A 14,244-nucleotide genomic window follows, 5' to 3' on the forward strand; every position below is an offset into this window, starting at 1 on the left:
CAGTCGTATTGGTTCTAAGCAATAGGGTACCTGTGGTTCTAAGCAATAGGTCGTATTGGTTCTAAGCAATCGGGTACGATTAGTTATAAGTAATCGGGTATGTGTCCTTACCAGTAATCGGATGCGATTAATTATAAGCAATCGGGTGCGATTAATTTCCCTGGTATTCGGTAGGCGTCACGTTGTAGGCCGCCTTGAAGCATTTGGCGAAATAGGCGGAGGAGGAAAAGCCGGTCTGGTAGGCGATTTCGCTTACGTTATATTGCCTCTGTTTCAACAGGACGGCGGCTTTCTTCAGGCGGTAGTTGCGGAGGAAGTCGACGGGGCTCGTACCCGTCAGGTCTTTGATCTTCCGGTGAAGATGCCCGCGGGAGAGTCCGAGCGTGTCGCTCAGCCGTTCGATGTTATATTCGGGGTCGGCATAAACCTGTTCAATCTGGGTCAGGAACTTACGCAGGAAGAAGTCGTCCATGTTCTCGACCTTCTCCGGCTCGCCCATCAGCAGGTTGCTGCTTTGCAGCTTTTGCAACAGCGTCTCGCGGAGCTTCTTGCGTTCTTCGAGGATACGGATGATGCGGAGCTTGACGAAGTCCATCCGGAAGGGTTTCTGTATATAGCCGTCCGCACCGCCGGAGATGCCGTACATACGCTGGCGTTCGTCGGTCAGTGCCGTCAGGAGGATAAGCGGGATATGGCTGGTGGCGAGGTTTGTCTTGACAGCCTTGCAGAGTTCGAAGCCATTCATTTCGGGCATCATGACGTCGCTCAGGACAAGGGATATCTCTTCCGTGTTCAGCAGCTCGAACGCGACCTTCCCGTTGACGGCTGTCAAGCATCGGAAGTTGGCGGACAGTTCCCGGCAGAGGAACGTGCGGACCTCGTCATCGTCCTCGACAACCAGAACGGTGTAGGGATATTCTTTCGCGAGCAACTCCTTCTGTCCGGAATCGTCGAGGCAGGAGGCGTCGTAGGCAAGGGGCGAAACGGGTATCTCGGTGATGTATTCGCCTTTCAGCTGCGTCTTGTCGCGATGGAGGCTGAACGTAAAGGCGCTGCCTTTGCCGGGCGTGCTCTCCACGTCTATCCGGCCGTTGTGCATCCGGATGTATTCGTTCACCAGATGGAGGCCGATGCCCGTCCCCGTCCGGCTGTTTTCGGAATAGAAGCGGTTGAACAGATACGGGATGTTTTCAGGCTGGATGCCGGAGCCGTTATCCTCGACGACAATCGTCACCCACGCTTCGGAGACGGAAAGCTTCACCGCGATGCGCCCTCCTTCCGGCGTGAACTTGAAGGCGTTGGAGAGCAGGTTGACAATCACCTTCTCGATCATATCGGGGTCGAGCCAGACACGGCATTCTTTCGTATCGGCGGTAAAGAGATAGTCGATGTTGCGTACCTTCGCCATGCTGTTGAAATAGGATTTCACTTCGCCGGTGAAGGAGACGATCTCCGTCTCGCGTATCTTCAGTTTCTCCTGCTTGTTCTCGACCTTGCGGAAGTCGAGTATCTGGTTGATCACCCGGAGCAGGCGACCGGCATTCTTATGGACCAGCTCGAGGTCCGGCAGGTAGGGCGAGTCGTGGAGCAGGCCGATCAGCTTGTCCAGCGGTCCCAGGATCAGGGTGAGCGGCGTACGTACCTCGTGGGAGATGTTCGTGAAGAACTGGAGCTTGGAGGCGGTCACCTCTTCTATCTCGGCATTGAGGGAGATCAGCTTGCGGCGCTGTTCCTCCTCTTTCTTGTTTATCTCACGCAGTTCGCGGTTGGCGAGCCGTATCTTCCGGTTGATATAAAAGACGTAGACCGACAGGGAGATAAAGCCGATCATCAGCAACGTAATCACCCAGACGGAGCTCCGGAGGAAGAGGAAACGGTTCAGCAGCTCGTCCATACGGGTGCGCTGCGTCTCGATACGCTGCTGGTAATTCAGCAACCGTTCGGTTTGCAACAGGAGGCTACGGGCGGCTTCCTTGTCGACGATGCCGCTATGCAAGGGGATAAAGGGGTCGACCGTTTCGCCGTTGATCAGTCGCATGGCGGTACGTACAACCTGTTCGCCTCCGGTCGGATAGAGGAAAGAGGCGTCGATGCGTCCGTCGGCGATGGCTTGCAAACCGGCTTCGGCTACGGCGTCCATACCGATAACCGGCAGGCGTTTCCCTTGGGCGGAGTCTGTCGAGAGGAAATACTCGCGGGCGGCGATCGCCATGACATCGTTATGGGCAAACACAAAGTCGACGGGTTGGGTAAGTTTCATCTCCCGGAGACGTCCGGCGGCTATATCCTGTTTCCATTCGCCTTCCACCGGGACGAAAGTCAGGTCCTTGCGCTCCGAGAGGGCATCCCGGAAACCGTTGTGACGCTCCTGTGCGGGGGAAGAGCCTTTCGCACCCCATATTTCGAGGATTGTGGCATTTGGCGGCAGGTAGCGGGCGGCATATTTCCCGGCGGTCACCCCTAATTCGTAGTTGTTGGCTCCCACAAAAGTGGTGTATTGGCTGGTGTTGACTTTCCGGTCGGTAATGATTGTCGGGATACCGGCGCGGTAGGCCTCTTCGGCAACTGCCGTCAGCGGGGCTGATTCCAGGGGGGAGATGACCAGGACGTCGACCTTCTGCCTGATCAGTTCACGTATCTGTTCGATCTGGCGATCGTTGTTGCTGTCGGCATCTTTAATAATGACTTTCAGATTATCATAGTTGGATGCCTCGATCCCTACTTCGCGGATCATGGCTTGCCGCCAATCATCGTCGGTCATACATTGCGAAATACCTATCACATAATCCTTTTCCTTCCCGCCACAGGCAGAAAGGAGTAAAGAGAGAAGGAGCGCTATGTAATAGGTGTGTTTCATGTATTTGCTGATATGAACCTGTTTATATTATCATGGAACACGGGATGACACCGATAAAACAGATGACCGCAGATTTGTTTTTAACAAATAGATCTGTGGTCATCCGCCCAATCCATGTGATCTGTGTTCCATGACAATATTATGGTTCATTATTTCTTAATTATGCACCAGCGTCCCGATGTTCTCACCGCTCATGACCTTTTTCAGGTTGCCGTTGGTGTCCATGTCGAAGACGATGATCGGGAGGTTGTTTTCCTTGCACATCGTTGTGGCTGTCAGGTCCATGACCTTCAGGCCGCGTGTATAGATTTCGTCATAGGTGATGTCGGAGAACTTGGTTGCCGTCGGGTCTTTCTCCGGATCGGCCGTGTAGATACCGTCGACGCGGGTTCCTTTCAACATCACGTCCGCTTCGATCTCGATACCCCGCAGAGAAGAGCCTGTATCGGTCGTAAAGAACGGGTTGCCTGTTCCGCCGGACATAATCACGACATTGCCCTGCTCCAGCAGCTCGATGGCCCGCCATTTATTGTAGAACTCGCCGATCGGTTCCATGCGGATAGCCGTCAGCACTTTCGCCTTCACCCCCTGGGCAACGAGCGCAGAACTCAAGGCAAGGCTATTGATAACGGTAGCCAACATCCCCATCTGATCGCCCTTCACCCGGTCGAAGCCTTTGGAAGCCCCGCTCAGACCCCGGAATATATTACCGCCGCCGATCACAATACCGATCTGGACACCCATTTCGGCAATCTCCTTGATCTGTGCCGCATATTCATTCAGACGCACTTCGTCTATACCATATTGTTTTCCTCCCATAAGCGACTCACCGCTTAACTTTAACAGGATACGTTTGTACTGAGCCATAATTATCTTTATCGTTTGATTGTTATACCCACAAAAATACAGCATTTAAATGATCCTACAATACTCGTTCCCTGTTTTAGTAAAAGATTTTAATATTACTGTATACCGATTGTAACAGCTTTGTAACATTGCAGCCCTACCTTTGTTATTTACCAGGACCTTATTCCTAACTTTTATGCGGCAACCCTCTTTCAGCGGAAAGAAACGGGTTGCCGTATATTTTTCCTAAACAATGCCGCAATACTTATAAATACTTTAAAAACCGCAACAATACGGATTCGCCCCTTGTTTTCAATGCACGAAACTAAATTGTAGTAATCATTTAAAATGTATTCAGTATGAAAGATTTATTAATCGGTATGGTAGTCGGAGTGGTAACAGGTTATGTACTCCGCAAAATGGAAGACGACGGGAAATTCCACTGCATGCACGAACATATGCACAAATTTGCATCGAAAATGAAAGACGAAGCCGAAAGCCTGAAAGATGCGGGCCTGAATAAAGTCGAATATGTAGCCGACCGTGTCCACCAGGCAGCCGAACAGGAAAAGAGCAAAAAGAATTAAAGTTCGCCATTACGACCGTCTTAATCTTTGCGAGGTGCCGAGTGCATACCCCATTAGGACGGTCGTAATGGCGATTACGACCGTCCTAATGCCTAAAAACCACGAAAGGCAGACATCAGGTACGATTTTAAAATGGAGTTGAAATAAGTATATTATTTCTTTAAAATCGTATATTTGTGCCATTATGATAAAGGATTCTATTATTTACATCGGGTTATGCCTGCTTCTTTGTGTTTCCGGCAAGGCACAGATCAGTCATGGCGGACAGCCATTGCCTCTTTCTGCCACAAAAAGCCTGACGGACGAGATGTTCATACAAATGCCGGAATTCGACCTATCGGAACAACTCCGCCTCGATTCGCTTGAAGCGACCGACCTACGCAGCGGCTATCGTTTCGCCTATAAGTTTATGACAGATTATACCCCCGATAATTCAGGCATTCATTTTACCCTACCTGACGGCACGAAAGTCTGGAGGCTCGGAATCCGTTCCCGTAACGCTCTTTCCATTAATATAATGTTTAGCGAATACCACCTACCCGAAAGCAGCCGCCTGTTTCTCTACAACAGCGACCAGACGGAAGTATTGGGTTCTTTCAATCATCTGAATAACTCCGAGTTGGGATTATTGCCAGTCGCCCCGATTACGGGCGACGAACTGATCGTCGAATATCAGGAACCGGCCGATGCCGCTTTTCCCGGCAGACTCACCGTCGGCGAAGTGAATCACGGCTATCGCGACTTCCGGGTGTCCGAACCGATACCCGACCAGCCTTCCTATTGGTGCATGCCGCCTGTAGCCTGCTATCAGGATACGACAACACGATACGATGATATCGAGCGCAGCGTCCTCCTGCTGATCATCAACGGGACAATAGGGTGCACCGGCACACTCGTCAACAATACGGCAAACGACGGAAAGCCCTACCTGCTCACGGCGTCTCATTGCCTGAACAATCAGTTCAGTATAGAAAACCCCGATTATGAGGAGGTTGCCGGCAACATCGTCTGCTATTTCAACTACAACAGCCCACAATGCGATCCGGTAGAGCCGGGGCGCACCGACCAGACTTTGACGTCGGCCCATTTCCGGGCGGTGAATGAAAAGACCGACATGGCATTGCTGGAATTGTTGGATACGCCTCCCACCGACTACCGGGCTTACTATGCCGGTTGGAATGCACAGGATGCGGGCGTAGCTCCTTACGTATGCATCCACCATCCGGGCGGATCGCTGAAACGGTTGAATCTCGTGGAGGGAGACGTGGAACTTACAACCTATAAGATACCCGTTACCGAATTTAACGAGAATACCCATTGGAAAGTAAACCGTTGGGCGACCGGTTGTACTGCCGGAGGTTCGTCGGGCTCTCCCCTCTTCGACGGAGGCAACCTTCTCATCGGAGGGCTGACCGGAGGGGCATCGCAATGCGGGAAGCCGGTCGAAGACTATTTCTTCTCCATACAAAAAAGCTGGTCCGATCCGGAAGACAGCAGCCGGCAGCTCAAATACTGGCTCGATCCCATCGGACTCGACTCTCCTATCTGCGAAGGATTGGACCCGAACAATACGGGAACAGCCAATGAGCGGATAAAGGCTGAAAGCGGTGTAATCCTGTTTGCCGACAAGTACCACCGGACAATCCGCATCGACTTTGCAACGCCTGTAAGCCATGCTTCGCTTGCCCTGGTCTCGTTCGACGGAAGGACTGTCAGACAGTACCCGCTCGACGGACAACAAACAACCCTGAAAATAGGTTCCATCCCTGCCGGAGCGTACATTGCGAAAGTTGTTTATAATAACAAACTTTATACTCAAAAGGTGCTGTTTTGATTAAAATTTGACAATAGCCCCTGCCTGAATAGCAGAAAGATTGCAGTCATAACAGAGCGGTCAAAAGGTATATTTGCATAAGAGATTTTACTCGAACAACCGCATTTAGCCCAATTTATCGTATATTTAGGTTGCTAAAACCGCTAAACGATCCTCATAATTCATTAATAAGTATTAATTAGAAAGATTTTATTTCTTCTTTGCTCTTCATAACAAAAAAATGCTTTAGTTTTGCACTTTGATGGCTAAGGAATGATTGAAAGTGAATATATAAACATAGTAACATTTTAAACTTACATCAAATTATGAACAAAAAGTATTTATTGCCTTTCCTTGTATTGGCAGCAATTCTGACTTTTTCTTCTTGTTCTAACAAGTTGAAACCGTTAGCTGAAGAGTACATCAAAGCTGAACCGCAGCCGCTTGAGGCCATCGGAGGCAAAGTTCCTGTGACTATTAATGCCACATTCCCTGCAAAATGGTTCAACAAGAAAGCAACTGTAACCGTAACTCCGGTTCTGCGTTATGCCGGTGGTGAAGCATGGGGAACATCTTACACTTACCAAGGTGAAAAAGTAAAGGGAAACAACCAGGTTATCCCGCAGAAAGAAGGTGCTAACGTAACCATGAAATCTGCTTTCACTTACAAACCGGAAATGAAGAAATCCGAACTGTATCTGACTTTCGATGCAAAGATCAAGAACAAAACAGTTAAATTGCCGGATGTAAAAATCGGCGAAGGCGTGATCGCTACTTCCGAATTGGCTGATGCAGCTACTGCTAACGCAGCTATCGCAGCAGACAAATTCCAGCGTATCATCAAAGAAGCTCACGATGCTAACATCATGTTCCTTATCCAGCAGGCTAACCTGCGTGCACAAGAGTTGAACTCTGACGCTATCAAAGAATGGAAAGAACTTGTTAAGAATGCTGACGAAGCTCCTAACCAGAATGTAGCAATCGAAATTTCTGCTTACGCTTCTCCTGACGGTGGTGTTAAGCTGAACACTGGCCTGGCTGAAAATCGTGAAGGCAACACAAGCAAATATCTGTCTAAAGAGTTGAAGAAAATGAAAGTTGACGCTCCGGTTGACGCTCGTTACACAGCTCAGGACTGGGAAGGTTTCAAAGAATTGGTACAGGCTTCCAATCTGCAGGATAAAGACCTCGTGCTGAGAGTTCTCTCTATGTACCAGGATCCTGAAACAAGAGAAAAAGAAATCAAAAACATCTCTGCTGTTTACTCTGACTTGGCTGAAACAATCCTGCCGCAACTTCGTCGTTCTCGTTTGACTGCCAATATCGAAATCATCGGTAAGTCTGACGACGAAATCAGCGCTTTGGCTAAGAGCAATCCTAAAGAACTGAACATCGAAGAAATTCTGTACGCTGCTACTCTGACTAACAACGACGCAGAAAAGATGGCTATCTATACAAAAGCTTCTGAACTGTATCCGAACTGCTACCGTGCTTGGAACAACGTAGGTATGATGGCATTCCGCGCTGGTGACCTGGCTAAGGCAGAACAGATGTTCAACAAATCAAACTCTGTAAAAGCTAATCCGGAAGCTAACATGAACTTAGGTTTGATCGCTCTGACTAAGGGTGACCAGGCTAAGGCTCAGCAATTGTTCGGTAGCGCATCAGGCGTTGCTGAATTAGGCGAAGCTCTGGGTGTTCTGTATCTGGAACAGGGCGAATGGGCTAAGGCTGCCAACTCTTTCGGTTCAGTTAAGTCTAACAACGCTGCTCTGGCTCAGATCCTGACAAAGGATTACAGCAAAGCATCTCAGACTTTGAACGCAGTTGCTAAACCTGACGCAACAACTTCTTACCTGAAAGCTGTCGTAGCTGCTCGTACAAACGATGCTAACGGTGTTATCAGCAACCTGAAAGCTGCTATCGCCGCCGACAAATCTATGGCTAAAGAAGCTGCTATCGATCTGGAATTTGCTAAATATGCAACTAACAGCGAATTTGCATCTTTGGTTAAGTAATAACAAACTTATTCCATATACTTTAAAAGCCGCCTCCGTAAAAAGAGGCGGCTTTTTTTGTTATATCCAAAACAATACGTATCTTTCGGAGCACATTATAACACAATGTAATATGACAAAGAATATACTGTATCTCCTTATTCTTTACTTATTGCCGGCTTGTTCAGGTAAGCAACAAGAGCAAAGCGAACCCGCTCCGCAGAAAGAAGACAAGACCGAATTGCCGGTATTGGATCTGGCAAGTGTTATCGACAAGCAAATGCCGGATACGTTTACATGGAACAGCCTTGCTAAAAACATCCGCCTCGTCCCTATTTCGACTAATAGCCGTACTTTAATGGGCATCTCCAGAGAGTTGATTTATTGGGGTGATAACTTCTATATTGCAGCAGAATTCCAAACCCAGACCATCTACAAAATAGATAAAGACGGTACTATCTTGAAAGCATTCCGCCATGTCGGAAACGTCCCCGGCGAATATGTATATCTCTCACGTATCGACTACAGTCCGCAAGACTCACTGATTCAGGTTTTCGACAATGGAAACAGAAAATGGATTTTTTACAACACAGATGGAAAGTTGATTAAAGAAATATCTTTTTCGGAATCTGAAATAAGCTATCCCCTCCTGTTCAAAGAGGATTATGTAATCTGCCGGGGGACTTCGGAAGCTCCCAACCAGTTATATATTACAGATAAGAACTTAAACATTCTTCAACGATTATGTCCGTTCGACACATCATGGACAATTAGGGAAAAAGCAGTCACTATATTACAAACAAGTCGGTGCAAAAACCGGGATATACTATTGTTTAACCATGCTACCTCAGACAGTGTCTTTTCCGTAACAGACAAAGGACTTATCCCGCAGTTTATCCTGAACAAAGGGAAAAATACGATTCCAGCCGATGAAGTAAAGAAATTCTTAGAACTGTTACAACAGGGAAGCCCCTACATCCTGCAATTGAATATCTACTCCTTACCCGGCTACTATCTGATTAGTTATGCCCGGAATAAACAAGGGATCGAAGAGATCTGGAGCAAATCAGACAACCGGCTCGTCTCCCGGTTCTTCAATACAAAAGAGGAAGTTGGCATTCCTTTCATACTCCCTTCCGGTAAAAAGATACGAATCGCGGATTATTCCCTATACGCCAACGGGAACCGTATCGCCTTGTTCATCCCGGCAGAAGACCTGGTCGGAGATATCGAAGGGGTGAAAGAAGATGATAATCCGGTTTTATTACTCATTGAGACATAAGATAAGACACAGAAATTCTAAATTTAATAGATTGAATTATGAAAACAGTTCTATACATATTATCAACCTGTTTACTCAGTATGGTATTCACGTTGTCCGTACACGCCCAGGGAGGCGAATCGGAATATCTGTTCAAAGACTTCCAGCAAAGCCTGGTCTATTACAAGGATGGCAGGGTGTTCAAAGTAAAACTCAACTACAGCTTGGCAAGGAATGCTTTTATGTTTATTGACGAGAACGATAAGAATAATGTCAAGCTTTTTGCCGAACCGGAGATGGTACGGGTACTGAAGATAGACAACCGTACCTTCCAGTTAACACCAAAAGGACTGGCACAGGAACATCTAAACCAGGATCCTTACCTGGCAGTCACCTATAGAGGAAGATCCCGCCCACAAGGGAAGCAGGTCGGCTACGGAGGACGTTCGGAAACAGCTTCCGTCGATTCCTATTCCAGCATCCAATCAGCCGGACATATATTCAAGCTCGAAACGGAGAAAATCATCATTGCCGATGTCCAAAAGCGGTACACAACAAAGAGAAACGGAAAAGAAAAAGCATTTGAGACAAGTAAGCAGTTCCTCAAACTATATCCGAAAGAGCAACAAGAAACAATACAGAAATATATCAAAGCGCAAAAGACGAACTTCGACGATCCGCAACAGGTTCTCGAGCTGGTCAAATATGCAGAGGCTTTATAAACGCCCTCCATATTAGCCAAATATCTATAGAAATCCGACAAAAAGCACATTTGCATATCCGTTACTTTTCCTATTTTTGGACATCTCTGGAAATAAGAAGAACAAACATATGCAAAAACAAATGAAATCGCTGATTCTCGCCTTTGCGTGCATGGTCTTACCGGTTATGGCGCAAAAGACCGATTTGGTAAACCCAATCATCGGAACAAACGGAATGGGACATACATTTCCCGGCGCTTGTGCCCCTTTTGGGATTGTACAGGTTAGTCCGGACACTGATACCATTCCCCACAACATCGATGGTGTATATCAACCCCGTGCCTACGAATATTGTGCCGGATACCAGCATAAGGATAGCTCCATTGTTGGTTTCAGCCATACCCATTTCAGCGGTACAGGCCATTCCGACCTGGGGGATATCCTCCTGATGCCTTTCACCGGGAAATTACAGCTAAATCCGGGCACAGCCGACAATCCGGATAGCGGCTATCGTTCCCGTTTCAGCCATAACACGGAAATATCCCGTCCAGGCTATTACGAAGTATTCCTGGCCGACGACCGGATCAAAGTCCAGCTGACGGCGACCGAGCGGACCGGTATCCACAAATATACCTACCCCGCCGACCAGAAAAAACAATTGATACTCGACCTCAATCATAGCATTTATAATTACGACGGCAAAGTACTGTGGGCAAACCTCCGGGTCGAAAACGACACGTTGCTGACCGGTTACCGTATTACCAACGGATGGAGCCGTGTGAACTACACCTATTTTGCGATTTCGTTCTCACAACCGATTACACATTATGGCTACACGGACCGGGAGAAAGTCAATTATCCGGGAGGTTTCCGCCGTTTCAACACAGCCGAGAACTTCCCTGAGATCGGCGGCCGTAAAGTGGTTTCTTACTTTGAATTCAAGGAAGGCGCAGCCCCGCTCGAAATCAAGGTGGCTCTTTCGGCTGTCGGGACAGACGGAGCCGTGAAGAACCTGCAGGCGGAAGCAAGCGGCAAATCGTTCGATTCGATCCGCGGCGAGACAAACGGCAAATGGGAAAAGGCCCTTTCCGTAATCGATGCCGAAGGAAGCAACGACCAGCTGACAATGCTCTACACCTCGTTATACCATACCATGATCAACCCGTCCGTTTATATGGATGTGGACGGCAAGTACAGAGGAATCGACCATAATATCCACCAGGCAGACGGATTTACCAACTATACGGTATTCTCGGTCTGGGATACTTACCGGGCTTTACATCCGTTGTTTAACATCATCAAACGGGATGTCAGTGCGAATATAGTCAAATCGATGCTCGCCCATTATAACCAAAGCGTGCATCATCTGCTGCCGGTCTGGTCGCATATGGGAAATGAGAACTGGTGCATGATCGGATACCATTCCGTTTCCGTCCTTGCCGATGCCATTGCCAAAGGTTTGCCGATCGACAGGCAAGAGGCTGTCAAAGCCATGATCAGCAGTTCGAACGTTCCTTACTACGACCATACGGACGAGTACAAACAATTGGGTTATGTGCCTTTTGATAATTCCCCGATATCGGCATCCATCACGTTAGAAAATGCCTATGAAGACTGGACGATCTACCACACGGCCCTTTTGACAGGAGACAAGCAAACGGCAGAGACATACCGGAAGCGTGCCCTCTCCTACCGGAACGTATTCAAACCGGGCTTGGGTTTTGCCTGCCCCCGTTATAAAGACGGTAGCTGGAAAGAAGATATCGATCTGTTGAGCACCCACGGACAAGGTTTTATCGAAGGAAATGCCTGGAACTATTCGTTCTATGTACCGCAGGCACCATCCGACCTGCTCCGCCTGATGGGTGGTAACCGCAGCTTTATCAACAAGCTGGACTCCCTGTTCACCATGCATCTCCCGGATGAATTCTTTGCCCAGACGGAAGATGTCACCCGCGAAGGTTTGCTCGGCACATACGTACACGGGAACGAACCCAGCCATCACATTCCTTACTTATATACCTGGACTTCCGAGCCCTGGAAAACACAATATTGGGTTCGTGAAATCATGAACCGTATGTACCGGAACAACATCGACGGCTTGTGCGGAAACGACGATTGCGGTCAGATGTCCGCCTGGTATATCTTCTCGGCAATGGGTTTCTACCCGGTATGTCCCGGAACAGACCAGTATGTAATCGGAACTCCCTATCTTCCATACATGAAAGTAAACCTGGAAAACGGGAAAACGTTTGTAATCAAAGCAGACAAGGCCAACGACAAGAACCGCTATATCAAATCCGTTATCCTGAACGGTAAGCCCTATAAAAAGGCTTACATCACCCAGCAGGACATCATGAACGGTGGCGAACTCGTCTTCCAAATGACCTCAACCCCCAACAAGAAAAGGCTGTTCACGGAGGAGGAAAAGCCTTATTCGTTAACATCAGCAGAATAAAAAAAACAACACACCATGAGATCACTTATAATTAACTATCTCTCAATCCTTTTATGTGCACAGGCTTTTTTTGCCTGTGCACCCAATGTACAAAAGACTTCCGAACGCACGTTCAGGATCATTCATAACAATGATGGTTCCGACCTTTTAGGGAACCGTTGGTTCAAACAGCGTCCACTGACACTGGCCGACCTGGATTCGTGTGTGGATATGGTCGCAAACTCGCAGGTCACGACTTACATGATGTGCTCCGGAAGCGACTTCTTCTATGTACGCTCCAAATACGGGCATGTAATGGGGGACGACCTGAACGGCACACTGGATTGCGGCTGTGATACCGCCCAATATAATTCGTTCCGCAAGTATTACCGCAATCACCTGAATCTGGAAAAAGAGGGGACCGATCTCGTTGCCCACACACTTACGCGGGCAAAAGAGAAGGGGATGGAAGCCTTTATCACTTACCGGATGAATGACCTGCATTTCAATGACACAACCACTCATTGCCCGATCTGGTACACCGACTTCTGGATCAAGCATCCCGAATACTGGCTGAACGACACGACACAAGGCTATAACAGCGGAGGTGCCCTGGACTTCGCCATCAAGGAGGTACGCGACCGTAAGCTGGCGATTATCACCGAACAACTCGAAAGGTATGACATGATAGACGGTTACGACCTGGACTTCATGCGTTTTATAGTCTATTTCAAATCGGGTACAGGGCCGCAGAACGCACCGCTTATGACCCAGTTGGTAAAAGATATCCGCAAAAAGGTAGACGAAGTATCGGCCAAACGGGGGAAAAAGATCCTGCTATCGGCGCGTGTGGCCCCGACAGTTGAACAAAATATGATGAAGGGTCTGGATATACGCGAATGGCTCCGCTTAGGGTTACTGGATTTTATCAGTACGGGTGTCCACTGGCGGGGAGATCCGGCAATGCCCGTAGCCAAATTCCGGGAAGAGTTGGGAGACGACCTGAACATACCATTCTACAGTTCCATTGACGACGGCGGCTATCGTCCGAGAGAATTCTGGTCGCATGGCATGCACCGGGGCATGTGCTCGCATATACTCTCGCAGGGGGCAGACGGCATTTATTTGTTCAATTACTATTTCGGCGAGTACTATTCCGATTATGACGGAAAACTGCACTTGGAAGACGGGGGACAGGTCTGCCGTGTCAGAATACCCGAATTGCTCCAGGAATTAGGTTCTCTGGAAACATTGAAAGGCCGGAACAAAGTATATGCTTTATCGGACGGTGTTGTCCAGTATAATATAAAGCCAGACTCTCCCCTCCCTCTCAAAATCAACAAGGAGGAACGGAAAGAGGCGAATATCTATATCGGCGATGCCGTAGAAGAAGGCTATCCGGAGGAAGCAATCCTGTTTATCCGCACCAGCCGCCCGGCAACCTGCCGGCTGACAATCAACGGACAGACAATCGAAAAAGAAATGCCGTCTTATACCCACCTCTACGACAAAGAACGTGGCTTGGAGGGGGACGAGAAGGAGTATGCTTTCATTCTGCCTGCAAATGTCCTCAAACAGGGTTATAACAGCATCGGTTTCCAATCTGAAGACAAAGATGCGTTTACGGTTAAACGGGTAGAAGTCGCGCTAAAGTACGGGGATGTAGAAACACACGGATACTTCTGATTTGAAATAGACCTAAATAAAATATTTAAAGATAGGAAAGCTCATAAAATATTTCCTAT

9 protein-coding genes are annotated in these 14,244 nt (G+C 48.2%); 7 read left to right on the plus strand and 2 right to left on the minus strand.

Features of this window, described 5'->3' with window-relative positions; genetic code table 11:
* Positions 1-151: 151 nt before the first annotated feature.
* Positions 152-2,857: a substrate-binding domain-containing protein gene (locus DWW90_RS16355; protein WP_122345734.1), complete on the minus strand. Its 2,706-nt coding sequence runs from the start codon at positions 2,855-2,857 to the stop codon at positions 152-154.
* A 156-nt stretch (positions 2,858-3,013) separates the two neighbouring features.
* A complete protein-coding gene (pyrH, locus tag DWW90_RS16360; RefSeq protein ID WP_005867363.1) occupies positions 3,014-3,724 on the minus strand; it encodes a UMP kinase in 711 nt (236 codons plus the stop codon).
* Between the two features lie 338 nt (positions 3,725-4,062).
* On the opposite strand from pyrH, the gene DWW90_RS16365 reads away from it, so the two are divergent.
* From DWW90_RS16365 to DWW90_RS16395, 7 genes are all read left to right on the plus strand, one after another.
* On the plus strand, positions 4,063-4,290 hold the full coding sequence (locus tag DWW90_RS16365; RefSeq protein WP_122345735.1) for a hypothetical protein: 228 nt from the start codon (positions 4,063-4,065) through the stop codon (positions 4,288-4,290).
* 184 nt (positions 4,291-4,474) lie between these two features.
* On the plus strand, positions 4,475-6,124 hold the full coding sequence (locus DWW90_RS16370; protein WP_122345736.1) for a trypsin-like peptidase domain-containing protein: 1,650 nt from the start codon (positions 4,475-4,477) through the stop codon (positions 6,122-6,124).
* Between the two features lie 305 nt (positions 6,125-6,429).
* The gene (locus DWW90_RS16375; RefSeq protein ID WP_115500360.1) at positions 6,430-8,121 is read left to right on the plus strand and encodes a hypothetical protein; all 1,692 of its coding nucleotides are present in this window, start codon (positions 6,430-6,432) and stop codon (positions 8,119-8,121) included.
* 112 nt (positions 8,122-8,233) lie between these two features.
* On the plus strand, positions 8,234-9,382 hold the full coding sequence (locus DWW90_RS16380) for a 6-bladed beta-propeller (RefSeq protein ID WP_158582856.1): 1,149 nt from the start codon (positions 8,234-8,236) through the stop codon (positions 9,380-9,382).
* 38 nt (positions 9,383-9,420) lie between these two features.
* Positions 9,421-10,083 carry a hypothetical protein gene (locus DWW90_RS16385; RefSeq protein WP_147292122.1) on the plus strand — a complete coding sequence of 221 codons (663 nt, stop codon included), beginning with the start codon at positions 9,421-9,423 and terminating at the stop codon, positions 10,081-10,083.
* 109 nt (positions 10,084-10,192) lie between these two features.
* Positions 10,193-12,520 carry a GH92 family glycosyl hydrolase gene (locus tag DWW90_RS16390; protein WP_122345760.1) on the plus strand — a complete coding sequence of 776 codons (2,328 nt, stop codon included), beginning with the start codon at positions 10,193-10,195 and terminating at the stop codon, positions 12,518-12,520.
* A gap of 15 nt (positions 12,521-12,535) precedes the next feature.
* Positions 12,536-14,185 (plus strand): hypothetical protein, encoded by a 1,650-nt coding sequence (locus DWW90_RS16395; protein ID WP_122345738.1) that lies wholly within the window; start codon positions 12,536-12,538, stop codon positions 14,183-14,185.
* Positions 14,186-14,244: the final 59 nt, after the last annotated feature.

This window comes from Parabacteroides sp. AF17-28 (assembly GCF_003479205.1).
Classification (GTDB): Bacteria; Bacteroidota; Bacteroidia; order Bacteroidales; family Tannerellaceae; genus Parabacteroides; species Parabacteroides acidifaciens.